This window comes from Pseudoalteromonas sp. MB47 (assembly GCF_011319765.1).
In the GTDB taxonomy this organism is placed as follows: Bacteria; Pseudomonadota; Gammaproteobacteria; order Enterobacterales; family Alteromonadaceae; genus Pseudoalteromonas; species Pseudoalteromonas simplex.
This window is the reverse complement of record NZ_VFBD01000022.1, coordinates 1-22,560: the sequence shown is the minus strand read 5'-3', so window position 1 is coordinate 22,560 and position 22,560 is coordinate 1. Positions and strand designations below refer to the sequence as shown.

Here is a 22,560-nt window from a genome sequence, read left to right as displayed (position 1 = left end):
TATTACTCGGCGTCAGCTTTTTGCTGACGCTTTAATTTAACGATGTGGTAAATATTCACAAACGCCAGTAAGCCATTAGTGAAGGCAACGGGCACGGCTCCTATTGCTAATCCGTAGAAGGTAAATGCAATACACCCTGCTAAGTTAAGCCAACGTAGTTTTACTACATCGCTCATTGTCAAAGAAGCAACCAACAGTGCTGACGCTAAATAGCCTAAATATTCCCAACTCAATTGTTCTCTCCTAGGCTTTAGGTTAGCATTGGAGCTTGTCATTTTTTTTGACGCACTCTGTGCTATTTTGACAATAAAATAAAAAAGCTAACTTACTAAAAACCTTGTAAAGCTTAAGAATAACCTTGGCTTTAAAATCATTACACGGGAAATGAAGGTATCAGTAACGTGAAACACCTTACTAGCAAGTTAGCGTAAATTCTTAGAATCTTAATGCTAACGTCATTAAGATGTAATAAATAGGACAATTGTCCGAAGAGCGGCGTTAATGTTTCAATATCATTTTTCAAGCTACCTTGTTGACCAATTACTGACATTTGCTGGCAGCAGTTTTCAACAAGCTAAAAAAGAGGTGCTGATCCACCAAGATCAACCCTTGTCAAAACTCGTATTAGTGAGAAGCGGCACAGTGTCGTTCAGCTATGACGTGGGTAATGGCCGACGCCTTCTTTTAGGCCAGCTTGATTGTAACAACACACTGATAGGTGAAATTGAAGCTCTGAATAACTATCCGTGTATTTATACAGTTACGTGCTTTAGCGATGTAAGCTATAACCTAATAGAGCTCAAGCATTGGCGCGCCCTTCTGTTAGAAAAGCCAGAGTTAAGCTTGTACACAGCGCAAACAATTGCCGCTAAATTCCAAGAAAACCAAAAAATAAACTTAGATAAGCTGCTATTACCTCTTAGCTACAATATAGCTAAAGATTGCTTATTAAGAGCTGAAAACAGCAACCCAACGTTACTGCGTGCCTACCCTACCGTCAATGCTGAAGCTGAGCGCTTTGCTACCACCGAAAGAGCATATAGACGCGTCGTTACAGAGTTAGTTGAAAAAGGCTTAGTGCAGCGAAGTAATCAAGGTTTACAAGTAGTAGATATCGACAAGCTTAGTGATTACGTCGATAGTTTTGCGCAGTTATAAGTGTAGGACACACTCATAACTGCAAGGGTATTCAAACTTACTTTTCTAAAAGTAAATCATGAATATTAGCTAAATCTGACTTACCTTCGATAATTTCGTCTGGCGTTAGGCCTGAAAGCTCATGAGGGAACACTAACCACTCTTCAGACTCATGAATGAAGTAGTCTGGCACCATGTCTACCTTTGAGTTCTTTGGCTTGTAGTATGGGCAAGCAACGCGAATATCACGTGGTAGATTTAAGCGCATTAATTCAGAAAGCTTTTCTTTTAATGCAAAAATACTGCGGCCAGAATCGAACACATCATCAACGATTAGTAATGAATTGTCTGCATTGGCATTTTCAATGATGTAATGCAAACCGTGAACTTTAATCTCTTTAGATTGCTGGTTAATACCGTAATACGAAGAAGTACGCACTGCGATATGGTCAGTTTCTATACCTTTGTAATCGTAATATTCTTGAACTGCGATACCAATTGGAGCACCACCACGCCAAATACCAATGATGAAATCAGGACGGAAACCATCTTCATAAACTTGTGCCGCAACACGAAATGAATCTTCAAGAAGCTGCTGCGCAGTGATATAGCACTTATCTGACATAAATAGAGACCCCAGTGTGAAATGATCATTCTAGTGTAGCTAATTTAATAAAAACTAACCACAGGATGAGAAAATGTGGGGCGGGATTTTATACTAATTTACTCAAAAAAGCTTGTATCAGTTTGTAAAATTCCCCTTTAGATCAAAAAAGCCCCTTAACTTAGATAAAGTTAAGGGGCTTTTAATTAGCTACAGAAAAAGTAAATTGCTTATGCTTTTTCTAGTAAAGTTCTTGCAACGGTACGCATACCTTGTGTTGTTGCGCCTGCAGCCCACTCGCTTGTGCTACCCATGTTAAATGCAGCAGCAAGGTCAATGTGCACCCAACCTTTGCCTTCATTTGGTACAAAGCGTGATAAGAAACCAGCCGCATTAGAAGCACCACCGTAGCCACCACCTTTTTGCGGACGGCTATTTGCGGTATCTGCATATGGCGACGGGCAATTTTGTTGATGCCATTTTTCAAGTGGTAATGGCCATGCAGCTTCCATTTCTTGCTCTGCAAAGTCTTGTACGTCACGTACAAGCTCTTTATCAAGACCGAACAATGCATTGTACTCTTGACCAACAGCAACAAGCGCAGCGCCTGTTAGTGTTGCCGCATCAATGATTAATGGCGCGCCAGACTCACCTGCAGCCATTAAGCCATCAGCTAGGACTAAACGGCCTTCAGCGTCGGTATTAACGATTTCAACTGTAGTGCCATTTTTATACGTTAAGATATCACCAAGTTTGTAGGCATGACCTGAAATTAAGTTTTCAGCACAACATAAGAACAATTTAATACGTTTGTTGATACCACGGCTAATAGCAAGTGCTAAGCCAGCTGTTACTGTAGCAGCACCGCCCATGTCGCACTTCATGCCTAACATGCCTTCACTTGCTTTGATTGAGTAACCACCTGAGTCAAAGGTAATGCCTTTACCAACTAAAGCGGCCGCAACAGGTGCGTTTTCGTCGCCCGTTGGGTTGTAATCTAATGCCAATAATACCGGTGGACGCTCACTACCACGGCCTACCGCGTGAATACCAATCCATTGTTGTTCTAATAAAGCATCGCCTTTAATGATTTGGTAGCTTACGTGCTCAGGCGCTAATGACTGAATAAACTCAGCAGCTTTACCAGCTAGGCTCTCTGGGAAAATATCATCCGCAGTGCCATTGATCATTTGACGAGCCCACGTCGCAGCTTGCTTTAACGAAGTCAGCTCTTTGCTGTCTGTTTTTGCATTTTCAACAAACTCAATTGCGTCTAAATTCTTTGGTGATACAAAACCTTGATAAAAAGCCCACTGTGTTTCTGTGCACCAAACATCGCCTACTAAGGCAATATTTTTTAAGCCTTGATTAGCTAACGTACGTGCTGCTTTTTGTACGTTTTTAAGTGTATCTTGCTCAGTTAAATGAACAGTTGCGCCTTGTTCAGTAAAAGAAAGAGCGGCTTTTTCGCCCCAATGTGCGGCAGCGCCCTGCTCGCTAAGTTGAACTAGAAATTTTTCTGACATGTTAGAATACTCTTTGCGCTAAAAATGTTGATTGAGTTTACTACAGCCAACGTCAGTTCCCAACAGCTTGCGATAAATAGCGTTATGAAGTGTGGTTTAATCCGCGTAATGAATCACTTACAATAAAGAAAAACCAATCAGGTAAAGTCATGAAGTTTACTCCTGCATTACAATCAGCCACCTTAATTAAGCGCTACAAGCGCTTTTTAGCCGACTTAAAAACTGCCGATGGCGCAGAGTTTACAGCTCACTGTGCTAATACAGGCAAAATGACGGGCTGTGCAGAGCCTGGGTTTAAGGCTTTTTATTCAACCAGTGATAATGCTAAACGTAAGTACCCTCAATCCTTGCAATTAACTCAGAACCAATTTAATCACTTAATTTGTGTTAATACCGCTATTGCAAACCAGGTTGTGCTAGAAGCTTTAAATACAGGCGCGATTGCTGAACTTGTTGACTATCAAACCATTGCTGCAGAAGTAAAATACGGCCAAGAAAATAGCCGTATCGACTTTTTACTAACAGATGAACATAAACCCCATTGCTATGTAGAAGTAAAATCTGTGACATTACTTTCACAAACAGAACCACACTCCGGACAAGGGTATTTTCCGGATGCAAAAACTGAACGTGGCCAAAAACATGTCAGGGAATTAGTAGAAATGGTACAGCAAGGGCATCGTGCCGTTCTGCTTTTTGCAGTTTTACACGACGGTATCAATCAAGTAAGTGCAGCAGAACATATCGATCCGAAATATGCCCAGCTTTTGACTGAAGCTATAAAAAAAGGGGTTGAAGTGATTGCTTATAAAGCAGAAATTTCAGCCAGCCAGATCAGACTGGCTGAAAAAGTACCTTTTATTGCTTAGTCATTGACAGGTCGACTTCATCAATCAGGTTAAGCTCAATATCTTCATCTTTAAAAAGTAAAGGTCTAAGCTTAGCCGACTGAGAATAATAGCGACTTTGATCATCAAAATGTTCTGAATGTGAGTCTGAACTTTGTGACATGGTTAACAAACCTTTTGCCTCAGGGCCATTTTCTGTAAAGTTCATTACAAACATCCAACTAGAGCCATAGTTAACAGGGTATCCCTGCGGCGTTAAGTTTGATGCAAGAGGTTTACCCGTCACAGCATCATTTAGAACAGCATAATCCGTGTAAGGGATCAGTGTCGAACGCGTTAAGTTACTGCGATCATATCTGAACACGTTAAACCCACCTTCCACATGCATAGGACCAGCCCAAGGTAGCTTTTCACCTGAGCCACTGCCACCGGCAAGTGATTTTTCGACAAATTGTAATTCATCTAAGCGACTATCCAGTGCAACATTATTTGCTTGTAAATTATAAACAGCATGTGCCAATGCAGTTAAAGCAACTTTATCTTTGCGTAATGTATTTGGCGTATTAGCAGGGTTAGTCACATCAAAATTGTCATAAAGGTGCTCTTTTGCGTTAAATAAGTGCGCAAACTCGCGAAATAAAGCAGCACCTTGCGTATCTATGTTCATTTTACCATCGGCATTAGCTAATAAATCACATGCTTGGCTGATATCAACTTGCGTACCGTTACTTAATTCAATTGGTAAGTCCCCTTGTGCAAAACATTGTAATGCCAGCTCTTCAAACACTAAACTCTCAAGGTAAAAGTGATTACCAACTAATGCCTGCTCTAACTCATCCAAGGTAAATTTAGCATCTTCGCCTCCTCCTTGCTGAAGAAGCTTCAATCCCATTCTTGTTCTTAGTGATAGGGGTTTATGCACATCACCATATTGAGCCGCAAAGCCGATGAGTGGCTCGTTAAGATTAGTAACCCAATAGCTGTCATTAGAATTTTGTACATAATCTGTGCGTGTTAATTGCGGCGCTTCGTTAAATGGTACTTTGCCTTGGCTTTCAAATAGCTTCATATTGCCAGGAACAATGTCAAAGCCGACGGACTCTCTCAAAGCAACAAGCTCTGGTTGTAATCGAATGGCTAAGTTCGCTTGATCGTCAAGCTTTAAAACCGTGCTATCGTCAACATAAAAGACATTACCTTCTTTGTCTGCTGCCATGGTGTTATTGAAAGAAACACCATCAAACTCAGCAAAGGCTGCTTTCATATCTTCAAGGCTTACAGCTTGGTTTAAAGCCGACCACTGAGCAACGACATCCATATTAAATTCGTTAGCATCTTTTATCGTAAATGCTTGAGTATCACTCCAACCTAAGCCATTTTCTACAGGTGTTTCGAGCATTAATCCATGATGGCTATAATAAAAGGGCTTGCTCAACTCAATTGTGCTGCCAGCACCAGTAGCCACTTCAACAGTAACGACTTTTTCAGTAATTGAGTACTGCTCATCTTCAACGCGATAGCTCATTCTATCATTTTCATTTAAAGCCAATTGATAAATTAAAAAGTGACGCGCAGTCGAAAAAGTATGCGTCCAAGCTACATGCTCGTTAAAGCCAATATTAATAACGCCCGGCATTCCCTGAAGACTCCCCCCCATTACATCCATAGCACCAGGTATGGTCAAATGAGACTGCCAAAACCGCAAATTTCCCTCATAAGGAAAGTGTGGATTAGCGAGTAATCCTCCTTTGCCATTGGCCATCATGTCTTTACCTAGGCCCCAACCGTTTGAACCCAAATGTTTATATTTTTTTTCAAGTTTAAATTGCGCAGCTTGCTGAGCAATGTTGTTAGTGATACTAGAAACAGCTGAAGGAGCACCGCTCATTGGTACAGGTAAATATTCATTGCTATCCCCAGGGTTGGCAAAAAAAGCTAACTCTAAAAAATTAGCTGAACTGGCTAACTGCACGGTAGCCATTGAATAGGCAAGCATATCTTGTGCTGTTAGTTGGGTAACCCAAGGTTGCGATGCACACTCTGGAGCAAGGTTTTCAACACCGGTGTCTGTTACGTATTTATTAAACCCCTGTACAAACCCCTCGTAGTGGGCGCGACTGTCTTCATTGAGTTCATCATAATGTTGCAGTGCGTACTCATTCACTCCTAATGCTTTATAACCAAAGTCTGATATTAAGTGCTGTGAATCTCCACTTCCAGCAACCTTATCTGGGCCATAGTATTTTGAGCGTTCGCCTCGCACTTTAATAATTTGGTCCATTAATAAGCAAGCATGATCTTTTGCATATGCAAACCCTGCTCCAAACGCCAAACTCTCTAAATTTGCTGCTGTGATATGGGGTACACCATAGGTTGTCCATCGCACATTCGCTTGTAACGTATTGTCTTCGGAAAATGCAGGAATATCTACTTTTACAACTGGATCTGGGTCAGGGGTAACAACGGGAGCTGTGGTGTCATTGTTATCTTTATCTGAATTACAGCCGACGAGCAAAGCCGCAGCAATACCAATTAGCAGGGGATTGAGTTTCATTGTGGATCCTTATTATGATTGTATGTCCACCCCCCAGCTTGCCTTAAATAGTAGGCTAAATCTTGACCTTTCACGCAAAAAATTGACTTTGTGCGCCAACTAATGCAGCGTTACTTCTATTAAAATAATAATAACTATGAATGACCTATGTTTTATATCAGTTGCCAGATAATTCGCTCACTTGTATTTTTTTTAGAACGCCAAGGCATGTGTAGCAAACAAATTGAAGCTTTGCTCGGTGAACGACTGAAAGATTTGGACGATGTAAGCGCCCGCTTTCCTATCGCTGACTACGAGTCACTCATGCACTATGGCGATAAAATATTACAACAAGAGCATATTGGGCTGGAGTTTGGCAACTCTTTAAAAGCACAAAATTGGGGGCTACTAGGTCATGTTGCATTAGTGAGTAAAAACTTAGAAAAAGCACTGGAGCATGCACAGAGATTAAGCAAAACAATACGAAATATTGGTCACATTGAACTCGTTTCTGAAGATGAGTTTTGTCGTCTAAGCTGGCATGCTCAAAGTAACATACAGCATTACATGGTAGATGAATTATTTAGCAGTTGGCTTTCATTTGCTAAGCACTGTTGTCACAATCATACCGACGTTAGCCTTGAAAAAGTACAGTTGACTAGACCCACCCCAACCCCAGAAAGTTTAACTGTTTATAAACAGGTTTTTAATTGCCCTATTGAGTTTTCAGCTAACTCAAACTCTCTTATTTTTAGTAAATCGATTCTTAAATGTCGATTGCAATCTCCTAACCCCGAGCTTGAAAACATTTTATTATCTCAAGTCGATACAGCTGTATCACAGCATGATTATGCCTCGCAGTTAGTTACTTTCATTAATACCCAATTGCCTCAAATACCGACCCTTGAGCAAGCATCAATTCAACTCAATATTAAAAAACGCACTTTACAACGTCACCTTTCAAATCAGCAACTTAGTTTTTCTAAACTCATTGATCAGCAACGAAAACTGCTTGCAAAAGAGATGCTTCTAAAAGGCCTATCTGCACTGGAAATTAGCAACAAGTTAGGCTTTTCTGAACAAAGCGCTCTACAACGCGCCTTTAAGCGTTGGTACAAAACCACGCCAAAAAAGTTTTTAGCTTTATATACTATTTAAGTTGTATTATTTTTTTTTGCCCATATAACTTAGCAAATTTAAAAAAATGACGAGTAGTTAAGGGCTTACCAAACCGCCCATAATTATTTGAGCAATCATTAGTGCAAGGTCAAGAGGATTAATTAAAAATAAATTTGCCTCAGTCTAATGATTCTGCTATTTATAGCCGCCGGCTAACGCTGGGCAAAATATTAAGGATTTAGGAGAAAGTTATGCCAGACCAAAAAAGACTAGGGTTATTGGCTCAGGCCGGGTTGGAACCATACCAAGAACAGCCAGGTGAAGAGTACATGAATGAAGCACAACGTGCTCATTTCAAAACAATTTTAGAAGCTTGGCGTAACGATTTACGTAACGAAGTAGACCGTACTAAATCGCATATGCAAGACGAAGCAGCTAACTTTCCGGATCCAGTAGACCGTGCAGCACAAGAAGAAGAATTCTCATTAGAACTTCGTACTCGTGACCGTGAGCGTAAACTGATCAAGAAAATTGAAAAAACGATTCAATTAATCAAAGAAGATGACTTTGGTTTCTGTGAATCATGTGGTATCGAAATTGGTATCCGCCGCCTAGAAGCGCGTCCTACAGCTGATTTATGTGTAGACTGTAAAACGCTTGCGGAAATTAAAGAAAAGCAATCTGGACGCGGTTAATATCCTTTAATTAGCCCATGTCTACCACAGCCGTTAACACGCCAATGCGTGAATATCGTGGCCGCTTTGCGCCATCCCCTTCAGGGCCATTACATTTTGGCTCACTTATAGCGGCTGTGGGTAGCTTCCTTGATGCAAAAGCAAATCAAGGAAAATGGTTAGTACGCATTGAAGATATCGACACAACGCGTGTTGTAAGCGGTGCTAGCGACGATATATTACATACCTTAGAGGCTTACGGTCTTTACTGGGACGAGCCTGTCATATACCAAACCCAGCGTCATGAGCAATACCAAGCCATTGTTGACGAGTTAATTTCGCAAAACCTTGTTTATGCATGTCATTGCACGCGCAAAGAAATTAAAGCAATCGGTGGAATATACCAAGGCCACTGCCGGTATAAAAACCACGCTTTAACTGATTCAGCGCTACGTTTAACCCAGCAATTTGCAACCAGTCACTACCATGATTTAATTCAAGGTGAAGTGTATGTTGATAGCCAACTTGCCAAAGAAGATTACTTAATAAAGCGCAGCGATGGTTTATTTGCTTACCAACTGGTCGTAGTCGCCGATGATATCGCACAAGGTATTACAAGAGTCGTTCGCGGCGCTGATTTACTCGAGCCGACTGCACGACAACTCAGTTTGTTTAAGCAACTAAATAAACCGGCCCCAGAATACGCCCACCTTCCTTTAGCGGTAGCTAAACCTGGTTTTAAGTTATCAAAGCAAAATTACGCCCCCGCAATAGCAAAATCAAATCCAAAGCCCGCGTTGTTCGATGCCTTGCGCTTTTTAGGTTTAAAGCCAGAAAGTTCACTATTATCGTTAAGTACCGAACAGATGTTAGCTTGGGCTGTTGAAACTTACCGCCTTGAACACATACCAAAGGTGCAAGAAATACAAGTTAGCGAGGATCCTAACTCTCCTTTTTGTAACTTTGTTACTATTGAAAAATAAATTGCCAATTTTAAAGGCCGAGTAACTTAATTTTTCAGCCCTGCTGGTATATGATAGCGACCCAAAGTGTGCGAATCATCAACACCTTAATTTAGCGCCATTTAAAACACACTGATTACACGTCAATCTCACATCGGCGAAGTATCAAACAAACGCTATACTTGATGAGTCGCAAAGTCCGCGTCGTAGGAGACAGATTATTATTTCTAAGCTTTTTCAATTTTGTCGGCAGATTATTGGCCCAAATGCCACGACATCAAGTGATGCTTTGCCAACGAGCGAGTTACCTTTGGTGATCGAGCGCAGTGAACATGGTATTTCGCGCAAACAATTTAGCCCAAATGCAATCAAAGTATTGTACCGCCTTAAAGAAGGTGGTTTTGATGCCTACCTTGTAGGTGGTTGTATTCGAGATATATTGTTAGGCCAACAACCAAAAGACTTCGACGTTGTAACAAACGCAACCCCTGAGCAAATCAAAAAGCTATTTCGTAACTGTCGTCTAATTGGTCGTCGTTTTCGTTTAGCCCATATCGTGTTTGGTCGAGAAATTATTGAAGTGGCGACCATGCGCGGCCATCACGAAGCCGAAGAAAGCAAAAATCAAATTAGCCAATCAAGCGAGCACGGCCAACTCCTGCGCGACAATGTCTATGGCAGCATCGAAGAAGATGCCGAGCGCCGTGACTTTTCGATTAATGCACTTTACTACTCAATTAACGACTTTTGTATTTATGACTATGCCAATGGCATTAGCGCGATAAAAGCAAAACAAATTGAGCTGATTGGCGACCCAGAAACACGTTACCGTGAAGACCCTGTGCGCATGTTACGCGCAGTGCGTTTTGCCACCAAACTAGGAATGATCATTGCACCTGGCACCGAAAAGCCAATTAAAGGCCTTGCTAATTTACTCGACCATATTCCGCCAGCTCGTTTGTTTGAAGAATCACTCAAGTTGTTCTTAAACGGCAAAGCAGAAGAAAACTACTTAATGCTTCGCCAGTATGGTTTATTCAAAGCATTATTCCCTGCGCTTGATAAGATCTTAGATGCCACCCCTGAAGGCTTTGAACATACATTTATCCTGCAAATGTTTAAAAACACCGATAAACGTATTAATGCTGATAAAAAAGTCACTCCAGCCTTTATTTTTGCAGCCCTTTTGTGGTTCCCATTACTGAGCATTGCTAAAAAATTACAACAACGCGATCAACTTTCAGAGTACGATGCATTTGCACAAGCGATGAACAAAGTACTGAGTGAAAACGCACAACATGTAGCAGTACCAAAACGCTTCACACTGGGTGCACGCGATATTTGGCATATTCAGCAACGTCTTGATAAACGAGGTGGTCAACGTGCTTATAGGCTGACTCAACAGCCTCGCTTCAAGGCAGCCTATGATTTCTTACTTTTGCGTGTGCAAGCTGGCGAAGAGCAGCAAAAAGAGCTTGCTGATTGGTGGACAACCTATCTAAGCCAAGACATCAACGGCCAAAAAGAGATGGTTAAAAATTTAGGACACCAAGGTGGCCCTAAGCGCCGTCGTCGCCCACGCAAGAAAAAAGTAGACTAAGTATGCATACCGTTTATTTAGGTTTAGGTGCCAATTTAAACGCGCCACGTAAACAAATTCATGCTGCTGTCGCTGCCCTAAAAGCATTAGAAGATGTTGAGTTTGTTTGTGTATCCCATGATTACGCAAGCAAACCCATGGGGCCACAAGATCAACCCGATTATGTAAATGCGGTCGCATGTGTTAAAACTGCACTTATGCCAGAGCAGTTGCTTGATTTAACGCAAGCCATTGAGCTTGAGCATGGCCGTGTTAGAAAAGAACAGCGCTGGGGTCCGCGTACCCTTGATATAGATATTTTATTGTTCGGTAATGACGTAATAGACACCCCTCGCTTAACCGTGCCTCATTATGGCCTAACAGAGCGAGAGTTTGTTGTTTACCCCTTGTTGGAAATTGCACCAACACTTGTACTACCGAATAATCAATCACTTGCTGATATAACAAAAACGTTGCCTTTAAACGATTTACAACAACTCCCTCAGCAGTAATCAACCAAGGCTAAGCCTTAGAGGAAATTATGTCTAAAATCACCGTTTCAACCTTGAATAAAATGAAACAAGAACAACAAAAAATCACCGCATTAACAGCTTACGATGCCAGTTTTGCTAAATTGTTTCATGATAATGGCGTCGAGGTGATTTTAGTTGGTGACTCTTTAGGGATGGTATTGCAAGGTGCTGATGACACATTAGCAGTAACCAACACAGAGATTGCTTATCATACACGCTGCGTACGTGCTGGTAGCCGCGAATTATTTGTAATTGCTGACTTACCCTTTATGACCTATGCCAACCCAACTGATGCCTGTAAAAATGCTGCAGAGCTGATGCGTGCTGGGGCAAACATGATCAAGCTTGAAGGTGGCGAATGGCTGCACGACAGCATTCGTGCGATGACCCAACAAGGTATTCCAGTATGTGGCCACCTAGGCTTAACACCTCAGTCAGTGCATGTATTTGGTGGCTTTAAAATTCAAGGTCGTGAGCAATCTCAAGCCGATAAAATGGTTAGCGATGCGAAAGCACTTGAGGCGGCAGGTGCGCAGTTACTTGTTTTAGAATGTATTCCAAGTGAGCTTGCTAAACGTATTACTGATGAGCTGAACATTCCTACCATTGGTATTGGTGCAGGTAATCAAACTGATGGGCAAATCTTAGTTATGCACGACTTAGTTGGTATTTCAGCAGGCTATATTCCTAAGTTTTCAAAGAATTTTTTATTAGAAACCGGCAATATGCCAGCAGCAGTGCAAAAGTATTGTGAAGATGTAAAAAGTGGTGCTTTCCCAAGTACCGAACACGAGTTTAAATAAATGCAATCAATCACTGAAATCAAATCGTTACGCAGCCAAATCAAAGCTTGGCGTCAAGCAGGCCTGAGCATTGCACTAGTGCCTACTATGGGCAATTTACACCAAGGTCACTTTTCACTGGTTGAAAAAGCCAAAACCTTGGCTGATAAAGTGGTTGTGAGTATCTTTGTGAACCCAATGCAGTTTGGGGCTAACGAAGATCTTGATAGCTACCCACGTACACTTAACGAAGATAAACAAGGTTTAGCTGAACTCGGTACTGATATCGTGTTTACACCCTCCGTTGAAACGATTTACCCAAATGGTTTAGGCGAGCAAAGCTTTGTCGATGTGCCGGGTGTTTCTATGGGTTACTGTGGCGGCTCGCGCCCTGGTCACTTCAAAGGCGTCGCAACCGTTGTCACTAAGTTATTTAATTTAGTACAGCCTGATTTTGCCTGTTTTGGCGAAAAAGACTTTCAGCAGCTGCAGGTGATTAAAACCATGACACGCGATTTATCTATCCCTGTAGAGATAATTGGCGTACCTACTTGCCGTGAAATCTCTGGGTTAGCAATGAGCTCTCGTAATGGCTATTTATCTGATGAGCAAAAAGACACTGCAAAAGTACTGTTTGCCACGTTAAATAATACAGCAACAGCACTGAAGCAAGGCAATGCAGACATTGCTACACTTGAGGCTGATGCAAAAGCACAGCTTGAAAGTGCAGGCCTTAAACCTGACTATTATGCGGTAGCAGAGCGCTCAACATTAAAGCCGGCAACAACGGCTGATAAACAACTTGTTATTTTAGCTGCTGCTTATTTAGGCTCAGTACGTTTAATTGACAATTTACAAGTTGAGCTGGATTAAATAGCAATAATCTGGGTAAGATGGATTGCAAAGAAAAGACATAAACTAGGGATAAGCATGAAAAAACTACCTGCAATTGCAGCAACATTATTTGCTATGACATTACTGTCTGCTTGCTCAAATAAAATTGAAAACCCAGAAATGCAACAATGTGCTCAACAAAACTACCAATGCGAGGCAAGCTGTGAACAACAAAGCACTGCTGATGGCTTAGTTCATAAGGTGTGTAGTAACAAGTGCATTGAAGCTTATAATCAATGTAAAGCTAATGCCGAAAAATTAGGTGAAGTTAAATAATACTCACTTTTAGCTCGCTTATTAGGGCACTGAACCCTGTTCGGTGCCTGCACTTCTCTTCTCGATTACAATTTCATTTCCATAATTAAGCCTCTGGTAATTTTGTTCATATTTTTGTTTACCCTTTAATCTATTCATATTAGGGCAAGCTTTCGTTCATTAAACTTCTCTATATTGGTGACGAATAAACAACTGCAACCATGTAATTGTTTCTCACTAATTTCAAAATTTTACTCTTCGCATTTAACTGCACCAACTCAAAGTCATTGAGATTATTAGTTTTTATTTTGGGTTCAGTAATTGCTAAGGGATATGAATGAATTAACGTGATTTACGGCTAAAGGAAAATTGAATGAGACCAGAAACTCGAACCAAGCTCTTCAGTGCTGCTAAAAAGAAGACCTTATTGGGCGTATTATTAGCCATGAGCGCAGGTCATACATACGCAATTGAAGAACAAGAGCAATCAAACGTAACTAAAACAGAACAAACAGCCGTTAAAGTTCAAGCAGCCGAAAATGAAAAACTGGCCTCAAAGGAAAAGGCTGCTGTTGAGCTTAAGCCTGAGATGATCACTATTCCGCAAGAAAAGCTATTTGATGTTATCACTGCGCGTGCTAAAAAACTCGCTTCAGAGCCTTATGTAGCCCCGAAAGATCTTGAACTTGAGGCGCTCACAAGCATCAATTACCAAGACTACCGTGCAATCCGTTTTCGTACTGAGCAAGCGATTTGGAAAGATCAAAGCCTTTATGAAGTGCAGTTGTTCCACCCAGGCTTTTTATATCGTTCACCGGTTGCAATTAATACTCTTGAACAAAACGCTGAAGTAAAAAGTTTACCTTTTAAAACAGATTACTATCGTTATGATGCAACTGCTGCCCCGTTAGAGCAAGAGATCAGTACTGCGATTGCCAATACACAACTTGGCCATGCAGGTTTTCGTTTGCATTTTCCACTGAACAACAACCAGTACAAAGATGAAGTGGCTGTGTTCCAAGGTGCTTCATATTTTCGTTTAGTTGGTCCGCACCAAGTATATGGTCTGTCAGCCCGTGGACTTGCGGTGGATACTGCTCTTAGTTCAGGTGAAGAATTCCCTGTATTCAAAGAGTTCTGGTTAGTAAAACCAGCACCCGAAGATACCACTATCGTGCTCTACGCATTATTAGATAGCCCGTCTGTGTCGGGCGCCTATCGTTTTGAATTAACACCTTCGACCAACACTGAAGTGAAAACTCAAATGCAAATTTTCGCCCGCAAAGACATCAAAAAGCTTGGTATTGCCCCGCTAACAAGTATGTTCTACCACGGTGAAAACAGTACAAAGTTCTTCGACGACTACCGCCCTGAAGTACATGACTCTGACGGCCTTCTAATGCAATCAGAACAAGGTCAATGGGTTTGGCGCGCACTGAATAACCCGAAGAAGCTAAGTGTCACTTCGTTTAGCTACGAGAACCCGAAAGGCTTTGGTCTTGCACAGCGAGACCGTGACTTTAATAACTACCTTGATACCGAAGCACATTATCACAACCGTCCGAGTATGTGGATTGAGCCAGAAGGTAATTGGGGTAAAGGGCGCGTTGAGTTAGTAGAGATCCCAACAGATACAGAAACCAACGACAATATTGTTAGCTACTGGGTGCCAGAGCAGCCAATGAAAGCCGGTGACAGCTTAAGCTTTAGTTACAAGCTTTCGACTTTCAATGCCACGCTTGCAACTCAAGATAAAGCGAGTGTGTTAAGAACTCGAATTGGTAGTGCAGCATTACCTGGTGAAGACAATCCACCACCAAAAAGCCACCGCCAATTTACCGTTGATTTTAGTGGCGAAACCATTAATCAACTATCTGCTAATTTTGCCATGCAAGCGGATCTTACACTCTCTGCTGGGCAAATAAGCGATAAAACGGTACAGCAGTTACCAAACAATCAAGGATGGCGCGTAGCCTTTAAAGTGGCGCCAGAGGGAGATAAGCCAGTTGATATGCGCTTATCGTTAAAACTACGTGATAAAGAAATCAGCGAGGTATGGAGCTATGTCTGGTATCCAAACGACGTCCAATAGTAAAGCGTTAGAAGCAACAGCAATGCCATTTAAGAAAACCCGCGCTTGGCTTTTTTCGAGCCTAGCGCTCAGCATTACCGCCTATGGCGTGTGGATCATGTTCGATATTTTAAATTCTAACGGCATGACACCGCTTGAGTACGCTTTACTGGCATTATTTACAGTCACCTTCGCGTGGATTGTTACAGCCTTTTGTAGTGGCTGTATGGGCTTTATCTTGCAATTATTTCGTATTGACCCGTTGACCTTAAAACGTCAAAAGCCAATCGAGATTAATCAGCATGCCTTGAGCCAAACGAAAACAGCCATTGTTATGCCTATCTACAACGAAGATACAGAGCGTGTAATTGCCGGTTTTGAGGTTAGCCTTCGCTCGCTGGCCAAAACAGGACAAATGCCACATTACGATTTTTACTTACTTAGTGATACGCAAGACCCTGAAATCGCACGTAATGAACTAAAAGCATGGAATGCTCTCACTAAGCGTTTAGGTGATTTAGCTGCGCATACTTTTTATCGTCGCCGTGAAGACAACAAACACCGTAAAGTAGGTAACTTAACTGATTTTTGTGAACGTTGGGGCAGCCAATACGATCATATGATTGTGCTTGATGCCGATAGCATTATGACGGGTCAATGTATGCTTGAACTGACTTCTAGCATGATCAGCAATCCAAAATCAGGTTTGATCCAGACGATCCCTATTCCGGTTCGCCAAGACACGTTTTTTGGTCGCTTTTTACAGTTTGCATCGATTTTATATAGCCCAATGTTGGCAACTGGTTCTGCTTTTTGGCAAACAAACCAAGCAAACTACTGGGGTCACAATGCAATTATTCGCGTTGAAGCATTTACAAAATGCTGCGGCCTGCCAGTTTTAAAAGGCAATGCCCCATTTGGCGGTGAAATCTTAAGTCATGACTTTGTTGAAGCCTCACTGCTACACCGTAGTGGCTGGGATGTGTTACTGCTGAGTGATGTTGAAGGTAGCTACGAAGAAGTGCCAAGTAACATTCTCGATTACGCAATTCGAGATAGACGATGGGTGCAAGGAAATATCCAGCATTTAGGTTTATTGCCTAAATCTGGCCTTAAGCTAATGAGTAAAATGCACTTTTTATTTGGTGCCACAGCGTATATTTCATCGTTAATTTGGTTATCTATGCTGGCATTAAGTACCTTAGATGCAGTGACTCGTGCTCTTAATAGCGACGTATACTTTAACCATGCTTATCAGCTTTTCCCAACCTGGCAAATTGCCAAAACGGATCTAATTGATTCGTTGTTATTCATTACTGCCGTATTACTGTTACTACCTAAATTAATGGGTATTATTGTGACTTTAGTACACCGTAATAAAGCCTTTGGTGGCACGATGAAGCTAATTGCAGGTTCACTCATCGAAACGGTTTTTGCCATTGTAATTGCGCCGCTAATGATGGTGTTTCATAGCTATTTTGTCGTGTGCGTATTTTTAGGCAAAAAAGTGAGCTGGGATGCACAGCCTCGTGAAGGTAGAATGGTACCGTGGAAGGAAGCGATTGGTTATACGTTATTTTCGACTATTACCGCGATTATTTGGGGCTCGGTTGCTTACTATTACACACCGACCTTCTTTTGGTGGTTATCACCTATTTTAGTGGGCCTTATTTTAGCAGCGCCAATTGTACGTTACTCAAGCAGCATCGGCTTAGGTGTGAAAATGCGTAAAATGGGCTTATTCTTATGTCCAAGTGAAGTTGAAAACGATGATACCTTAGCGGCACTTCGTGTACATCAACAAGAAATTGGTTTACCTAAGGATGAGCACGCTGACTTTAGTGTACCTGCACTACCTAATGAATACCCAACGGTAATGCCAATTCAAAGCTTTAAGGCTCCCTCGGGTAAAAAGCGTAAGCAAGTACGTCTTGCTCAGCAACGCATTAAGGCAAAATTATTTGCTAAAAGCTAAACGAAAAAAAACCGCTCACTGAGCGGTTTTTTCGTCTATGTCTGTATGGTTGTTACAGAAGGCCTAGCTTTTTAAGTTCAGCCATTGCCATTTTACCTGAAAGTGGCACATAACCATCTTTCTCAACAATTTTTTGACCGTCTACAGAAAGAACCATTTTTAAGAACTCTGCATCGATTGGTGAAAGCGGCTTGTTAGGGTGCTTGTTCACGTAAACGTATAAGAAACGAGATAGTGGGTATTTACCTGTTGCTACGTTTTCTAATGTTGCATCAACAAAGTTGTCGCCTTTCTTAGAAAGTGGAACCGTACGTACACCTGATGTTTTATAACCGATACCTGAGTAACCAATCGCGTTCACTGAAGAAGAGATTGACTGTACTACAGATGCAGAACCAGGTTGTTCGTTTACGTTGTTACGGAAGTCACCTTTACAAAGTGCTTTCTTCTTGAAGTAACCGTAAGTACCCGATACTGAGTTACGACCGTAAAGCTGGATATCTTTTGCTGCCCAATCGCCCTCAAGACCTACTTCGCTCCAACGATTAACCTGTGCATCAGCACCACATTTACGTGTTGAAGAGAAAATCGCATCAACTTGGTCAATACGTAAACCTTTGATTGGGTTATCTTTGTGTACGAATACAGCAAGAGCATCGATTGCAACGCGTACTTCAGTTGGCTTGTAGCCGTAACGCTTTTCGAATGCTTCAATTTCTTTTGACTTCATACGACGGCTCATTGGGCCGAAGTTTGCTGTCCCTTCAGTTAATGCTGGAGGAGCAGTTGAAGAACCCGCTGCTTGGATTTGAATGTTTACGTTTGGATAGAAGCGCTTGTACTCTTCTGCCCAGAACGTCATCATGTTTGCAAGTGTGTCAGAACCTACAGATGAGAAGTTACCAGAGATACCACTTACTTTAGTGTACTCAGGCATATCTTTATCAACTGCAGCTGCTTGTGCTGATACAAATGTTGTTACAGCCACACCCATTGCGGCAACGAGATTTTTGAATTTCATAGGGGTTACTCCGATTTGTTCGTCCCATTTCCTAACTGCGGTCTACTCTAATGATACTAGATGACAGTTAGATTACCCTTAAATGACATTTTTATGACTTTGCAGTTTTTTTAATATTATCTGTTAAACGCACGACTTTTTCGCTACCAAATGCAAACGCAAAGGTCGAGCCTTGGCCTAATTTACTGCTGATATCTAAACGACTGTCATGCCTTGTAAGTACATGTTTTGTAATCGCTAAACCTAATCCAGACCCACCTGTAGTGCGGCTACGAGCCTTATCAACACGATAAAAACGTTCCGTTAAACGGTTAATATGTTCAGCAGCAATACCATCACCATTATCGGTCACACTAAACGCGGCTTGGTTATTTTTAAGCTGCCAATCAACCACAATCTTGCCACCGGGCTTGGTGTAATGAATGGCGTTAAACACAAGGTTAGAAAAGGCACTTCGTAATTCATCTTCGGCCCCTTTAATGTCTAAGCTCGCATCAACATTAAAGATAAGCTCATGGCCTTTGTCTTGGTTTAATGACTGTGCTTCGGTTTGAATATAGGTAAGTAACTGCGGCACATTAACCGGCTTATCGTTATCTTGACGACGTGCCCCTTCAATACGCGACAACGACAATAATTGATTAACCAGACTGTCCATGCGCTTACATTGTTCAAGCATGGTAGTTTGCGCTTTTTGCCACATTGCAGGAGGTGGTAAGCTATCTGAATCAAGCATTTCTAAGTAACCGGTTACCACTGTAAGTGGTGTTCTCAGCTCATGAGAAACATTGGCCACAAAATCTTTACGCATCTGCTCAAGTTGCTTTAAGCGAGTAACATCACGCACCACCATCATCAACTGTGAACTTGCATAGGGCATAACACGAAACTCTAAGGTTTGATCGTAGCTGTGGCCACCATCAAGCTCGAGCGGTTCATCGAAACAGGCTTTATTCATGTACTTTGCAAACTTAGGATCGCGAATAAGATTATCTAAGCGTTGCCCATGATCGGTAGGCCACTGTAACCCTAAAACCTTTAAAGCCAATTGGTTACACCAAATGATGCTGAGATCTTTTTGTAAAACCACTACCGCATCAGGCACAGCCTCGGCGCCATCACGAAAGCGGCGTATTAAGTCTGCAAGTTCATTACGTTTTTTACGGTTTCGATGTTGTAAGTGATAGATCCCTTCAAAGACTTGCTCCCACGCTCCCTCCCCTTCGGGTGGGTTGAAACTACGTTGATTAAGAAGCCAATCGCTGAGGCGATATAATTGATGATAATGCCAAATTAGCAGTGCAAAAGAGCCTAAAAATAAAAGCAAAAAAGGCGCACCTACAAGTACGCCAACTAATAACAAGGGTAAGAAATACATAAACAGGCGTTTTGCTAACGCCTGTTTATTCACTACTCGATACATACACTCACTTTACCTTAAGTATGTAAATTAGCTTGTTAAGGTCATTGCTATGACACTTATAATTTACTTGAAAAACGATAGCCTGCACCGCGAACGGTTTGTACTAAACGGTCATGCCCTAATGGTGCAATCGCTTTACGTAGACGACGAATATGTACATCAACTGTACGGTCTTCTACATATACATTTGTTCCCCATACATGATCAAGTAATTGTTCACGGCTGTAAACACGTTCTGGATGTGTCATGAAGAAATGGAGTAATCTAAATTCAGTAGGACCCATATCTAATTCACTCCCTTCTGATGTTACACGGTGTGAGATTGGATCAAGGCGTAAACCATGAACTTCAATGGCTTCTTCTAATGAGGTTGGTGAAACACGGCGAATAACCGCTTTAATGCGCGCCATTAATTCTTTAGGAGAAAATGGTTTTGTTACGTAATCATCAGCACCTACTTCAAGACCGCGTACTTTGTCTTCTTCTTCACCGCGAGCTGTTAGCATGATGATAGGAATTTGACGAGTGTATTCGTTTTGCTTAAATTTTTTCGCAATTTGAATACCGCTACCACCTGGTAACATCCAATCTAATAAAACCATATCTGGGTATGGTTCTACCATAGCTTCAATTGCAGAGTCATAATCTTCTGCTTCAATTGCTTGAAAACCATTTTGCTCTAGAACAAAAACCAGCATCTCTCTGATAGGCGCTTCGTCATCGACGACTAGTACTTTACGTGACATTCCAATTTATCTCTTTCGTTAGCGAACTGGTTTCATTATTATGACTAAGTATGACATTTTTATGAAAGTCTAACGAGTAATTCAAAAAGCGCAAAAAAATCAATGCAAAAATAGCCATTTTTTACGCTTTAATAGTAAATTTCGGATTAAAAGTCATACCTTAAAGTGACTGCCAAGTGATCTTCGTCAGCATTATTATCTAGTGAAAACTGCGTATACCACATGTACATACGTGCTTGTTTTGACAGGCTTCGTTCAACGCCAACAGAGGTACCACTCCCCGAATCTTTTAACTTACCGAAGTTACCATCAGTATCTTGGTATTGCGCCAATAACTTATATTTATCTATTTTGTAGGATGCACTTACCAAAAAGCCATCTTCTTTATCAGAACCAGCTACTTTTTCGCTTTGTTGATACATACCACCTAAGGTTAAATCGCCTAATTTACCTTGCGCCGTAAACCGTGTTGTATCATAACCGGCTACTTTACTGTCGTGGGCAACACTGACAAAGTAAGGCGCTTTTTTAAATTTACTATCACCATACATAAAGGCCGCAGAGATACCGGTTTCTTCGTCTTGTTTAGAATTATCTTCAGCAATATAGGTGACCACAAATTGCATATTGCCGACAATTGGCGAGCTATAATGAACCACATCGCCAAGGCGATTTTCGCCATTAAATAAGGCTTTAACATCACCATTAAAGTCGTTCATTAAATCAATTTTACCCTGCGATACTTTTAACGCTGTATCATGTCGACCAAGCACTACCTGCCCATAACTGCCTTGAAGACCAACATATTGGTTACGAGCGGTAATATTCTCTTCTGTTTTACCATCGCTATCTTGATCAGCCGCATTTACTGCAAATTCAAACTTATATACAGCTTTTAATCCATCACTTATTTCACCACTGCCTTTGATACCCATACGTGAACTGTAGCTCTCAATAGACGTTTCGCTGCCATCGCCAGTGTCGCTATTAGCAATTCCTAAATGGGCCCGACCATACACATCTACAGCTTCGGCAACACTATGAAAAGAAATAAAGCATATTGCAAAGCTCGACAACATCATGGCAGGTTTGTTCATGGTAGCGATCCTTAATTTAAGCAGTAACTTAAAAATCGAACATAAAGGGCTTTTGGTCAAGGCAAGGTGACTATATTTCACATAAAAATCACGGATCACAGATCTACTAACTCTATCAGATCAAGATCAGGTTTTTACCAAGTTGATCACCCACAGATCAGTTTTTTACTTAGAGAGTAAGATAACTTGTTGATTTAATGTTAAGACACTCAGCATTTCGTTTAAAAGCTGAGCAAAGAAAAGCATATGATCAGTATACAACTAGTAAAATAATGATCCGTGGAAGCGAATGTTAGTAAAACAGTGATCCTGAAAAGCACGAGTAAGTAAATGGCTGATCCGCCTTGATCAAGGCAATAAAAAACCGGCATGCAAGCCTAATGCCTGTCAGTTAAGAGCTGACAGGCATTTTTTGGGGCTTTCGTTCAGGGTACCGACTGGGTCTCTTTTTCACACATCTTGGATAATGTCTTTCTCTTCGCTCTGGCAGCACAAAGGTTTCAGCCATTGCAATAAGTTTATTTATTACGCTCGGTACTTTTCCTGCTGAGGTGTGAGGCAACATCATTAACTCCTTGATGATATAGCCAGAAGCATTGCTGTAACTGAGTTGATAAGGCCATATCCCTTTCAGGCTGTAAGCCATCTTAGTCATCATATATCGTACTAAATTGTATGCGAGCAATACGCCCCATAACTCTTGTTTTACTAGCTCTGGGGTTTTGCTACGTAACGTTAATTCATTTTTGAGCAAGTACTGTTTCATTTCCCTGAACCCAAG

At 41.4% G+C, this 22,560-nt stretch carries 20 protein-coding genes and 1 pseudogene; 12 read left to right on the top strand and 9 right to left on the bottom strand.

The genetic code is table 11. The features are described from left to right. Window positions 1–2: 2 nt before the first annotated feature. The gene (locus IMPJCBKJ_RS12720; protein ID WP_054551185.1) at window positions 3–233 is read right to left on the bottom strand and encodes a YgjV family protein; all 231 of its coding nucleotides are present in this window, start codon (window positions 231–233) and stop codon (window positions 3–5) included. A 268-nt stretch (window positions 234–501) separates the two neighbouring features. Between IMPJCBKJ_RS12720 and IMPJCBKJ_RS12715 the strand changes: the two genes are divergently transcribed. Further along, on the top strand, window positions 502–1,158 hold the full coding sequence (locus IMPJCBKJ_RS12715; protein WP_054551184.1) for a Crp/Fnr family transcriptional regulator: 657 nt from the start codon (window positions 502–504) through the stop codon (window positions 1,156–1,158). A 37-nt stretch (window positions 1,159–1,195) separates the two neighbouring features. Here the strand turns inward: IMPJCBKJ_RS12715 and IMPJCBKJ_RS12710 are convergent, their stop codons facing one another. Then, the gene (locus IMPJCBKJ_RS12710; protein WP_138616378.1) at window positions 1,196–1,762 is read right to left on the bottom strand and encodes a phosphoribosyltransferase family protein; all 567 of its coding nucleotides are present in this window, start codon (window positions 1,760–1,762) and stop codon (window positions 1,196–1,198) included. A gap of 209 nt (window positions 1,763–1,971) precedes the next feature. Beyond that, a complete protein-coding gene (gene pepB / locus IMPJCBKJ_RS12705; protein ID WP_054551182.1) occupies window positions 1,972–3,267 on the bottom strand; it encodes an aminopeptidase PepB in 1,296 nt (431 codons plus the stop codon). 149 nt (window positions 3,268–3,416) lie between these two features. Here pepB and sfsA point away from each other — a divergent pair, with 149 nt between their 5' ends. Continuing rightward, window positions 3,417–4,136 carry a DNA/RNA nuclease SfsA gene (gene sfsA, locus IMPJCBKJ_RS12700; RefSeq protein WP_166340622.1) on the top strand — a complete coding sequence of 240 codons (720 nt, stop codon included), beginning with the start codon at window positions 3,417–3,419 and terminating at the stop codon, window positions 4,134–4,136. On the opposite strand, the gene IMPJCBKJ_RS12695 is transcribed toward sfsA, so the two are convergent. Further along, on the bottom strand, window positions 4,126–6,669 hold the full coding sequence (locus tag IMPJCBKJ_RS12695; protein WP_166340621.1) for a penicillin acylase family protein: 2,544 nt from the start codon (window positions 6,667–6,669) through the stop codon (window positions 4,126–4,128). The two genes, sfsA and IMPJCBKJ_RS12695, sit on opposite strands and share 11 nt — an antisense overlap. A 147-nt stretch (window positions 6,670–6,816) precedes the next feature. Here IMPJCBKJ_RS12695 and IMPJCBKJ_RS12690 point away from each other — a divergent pair, with 147 nt between their 5' ends. The 10 genes from IMPJCBKJ_RS12690 to mdoH all read left to right on the top strand — a co-directional run bounded on the left by IMPJCBKJ_RS12690 (window position 6,817) and on the right by mdoH (window position 17,492). Next, window positions 6,817–7,806, top strand: coding sequence for an AraC family transcriptional regulator (locus IMPJCBKJ_RS12690; RefSeq protein WP_166340620.1), 990 nt, complete (start codon window positions 6,817–6,819; stop codon window positions 7,804–7,806). A 212-nt stretch (window positions 7,807–8,018) separates the two neighbouring features. Then, on the top strand, window positions 8,019–8,462 hold the full coding sequence (gene dksA, locus IMPJCBKJ_RS12685; RefSeq protein ID WP_054551179.1) for an RNA polymerase-binding protein DksA: 444 nt from the start codon (window positions 8,019–8,021) through the stop codon (window positions 8,460–8,462). 17 nt (window positions 8,463–8,479) lie between these two features. Next, window positions 8,480–9,424, top strand: a complete 945-nt coding sequence (gluQRS, locus tag IMPJCBKJ_RS12680) for a tRNA glutamyl-Q(34) synthetase GluQRS (protein ID WP_138599596.1) — start codon at window positions 8,480–8,482, stop codon at window positions 9,422–9,424. 292 nt (window positions 9,425–9,716) lie between these two features. Continuing rightward, window positions 9,717–11,003: a polynucleotide adenylyltransferase PcnB gene (gene pcnB / locus IMPJCBKJ_RS12675; RefSeq protein ID WP_346774163.1), complete on the top strand. Its 1,287-nt coding sequence runs from the start codon at window positions 9,717–9,719 to the stop codon at window positions 11,001–11,003. 2 nt (window positions 11,004–11,005) lie between these two features. Continuing rightward, the gene (gene folK, locus IMPJCBKJ_RS12670) at window positions 11,006–11,494 is read left to right on the top strand and encodes a 2-amino-4-hydroxy-6-hydroxymethyldihydropteridine diphosphokinase (RefSeq protein ID WP_054551177.1); all 489 of its coding nucleotides are present in this window, start codon (window positions 11,006–11,008) and stop codon (window positions 11,492–11,494) included. Between the two features lie 29 nt (window positions 11,495–11,523). Beyond that, window positions 11,524–12,318, top strand: coding sequence for a 3-methyl-2-oxobutanoate hydroxymethyltransferase (gene panB / locus IMPJCBKJ_RS12665; RefSeq protein WP_054551176.1), 795 nt, complete (start codon window positions 11,524–11,526; stop codon window positions 12,316–12,318). After that, complete coding sequence (gene panC, locus IMPJCBKJ_RS12660; RefSeq protein ID WP_054551175.1) at window positions 12,319–13,170, top strand: pantoate--beta-alanine ligase; 852 nt, start codon at window positions 12,319–12,321, stop codon at window positions 13,168–13,170. 57 nt (window positions 13,171–13,227) lie between these two features. Continuing rightward, a complete protein-coding gene (locus IMPJCBKJ_RS12655) occupies window positions 13,228–13,467 on the top strand; it encodes a hypothetical protein (RefSeq protein WP_054551174.1) in 240 nt (79 codons plus the stop codon). Window positions 13,468–13,819: 352 nt separating this feature from the next. Beyond that, entirely contained in the window at window positions 13,820–15,538 is a 1,719-nt protein-coding gene (locus IMPJCBKJ_RS12650; RefSeq protein ID WP_054551173.1) for a glucan biosynthesis protein G, read from the top strand. Next, window positions 15,510–17,492: a glucans biosynthesis glucosyltransferase MdoH gene (mdoH, locus tag IMPJCBKJ_RS12645; protein ID WP_138599593.1), complete on the top strand. Its 1,983-nt coding sequence runs from the start codon at window positions 15,510–15,512 to the stop codon at window positions 17,490–17,492. Before IMPJCBKJ_RS12650 ends, mdoH begins: the two co-directional genes overlap by 29 nt. Window positions 17,493–17,544: 52 nt before the next feature. On the opposite strand, the gene IMPJCBKJ_RS12640 is transcribed toward mdoH, so the two are convergent. From IMPJCBKJ_RS12640 to IMPJCBKJ_RS12620, 5 genes and pseudogenes are all read right to left on the bottom strand, one after another. Then, window positions 17,545–18,513: a phosphate ABC transporter substrate-binding protein PstS family protein gene (locus tag IMPJCBKJ_RS12640; RefSeq protein WP_054551171.1), complete on the bottom strand. Its 969-nt coding sequence runs from the start codon at window positions 18,511–18,513 to the stop codon at window positions 17,545–17,547. A gap of 91 nt (window positions 18,514–18,604) precedes the next feature. Next, complete coding sequence (phoR, locus tag IMPJCBKJ_RS12635; protein WP_054551170.1) at window positions 18,605–19,936, bottom strand: phosphate regulon sensor histidine kinase PhoR; 1,332 nt, start codon at window positions 19,934–19,936, stop codon at window positions 18,605–18,607. Between the two features lie 56 nt (window positions 19,937–19,992). Further along, window positions 19,993–20,682: a phosphate regulon transcriptional regulator PhoB gene (gene phoB, locus IMPJCBKJ_RS12630; protein ID WP_054551169.1), complete on the bottom strand. Its 690-nt coding sequence runs from the start codon at window positions 20,680–20,682 to the stop codon at window positions 19,993–19,995. Between the two features lie 146 nt (window positions 20,683–20,828). Continuing rightward, the gene (locus IMPJCBKJ_RS12625; RefSeq protein WP_166340619.1) at window positions 20,829–21,779 is read right to left on the bottom strand and encodes a porin; all 951 of its coding nucleotides are present in this window, start codon (window positions 21,777–21,779) and stop codon (window positions 20,829–20,831) included. A 391-nt stretch (window positions 21,780–22,170) separates the two neighbouring features. Further along, window positions 22,171–22,560, bottom strand: a pseudogene (locus tag IMPJCBKJ_RS12620) (IS4 family transposase); the annotation flags it as partial.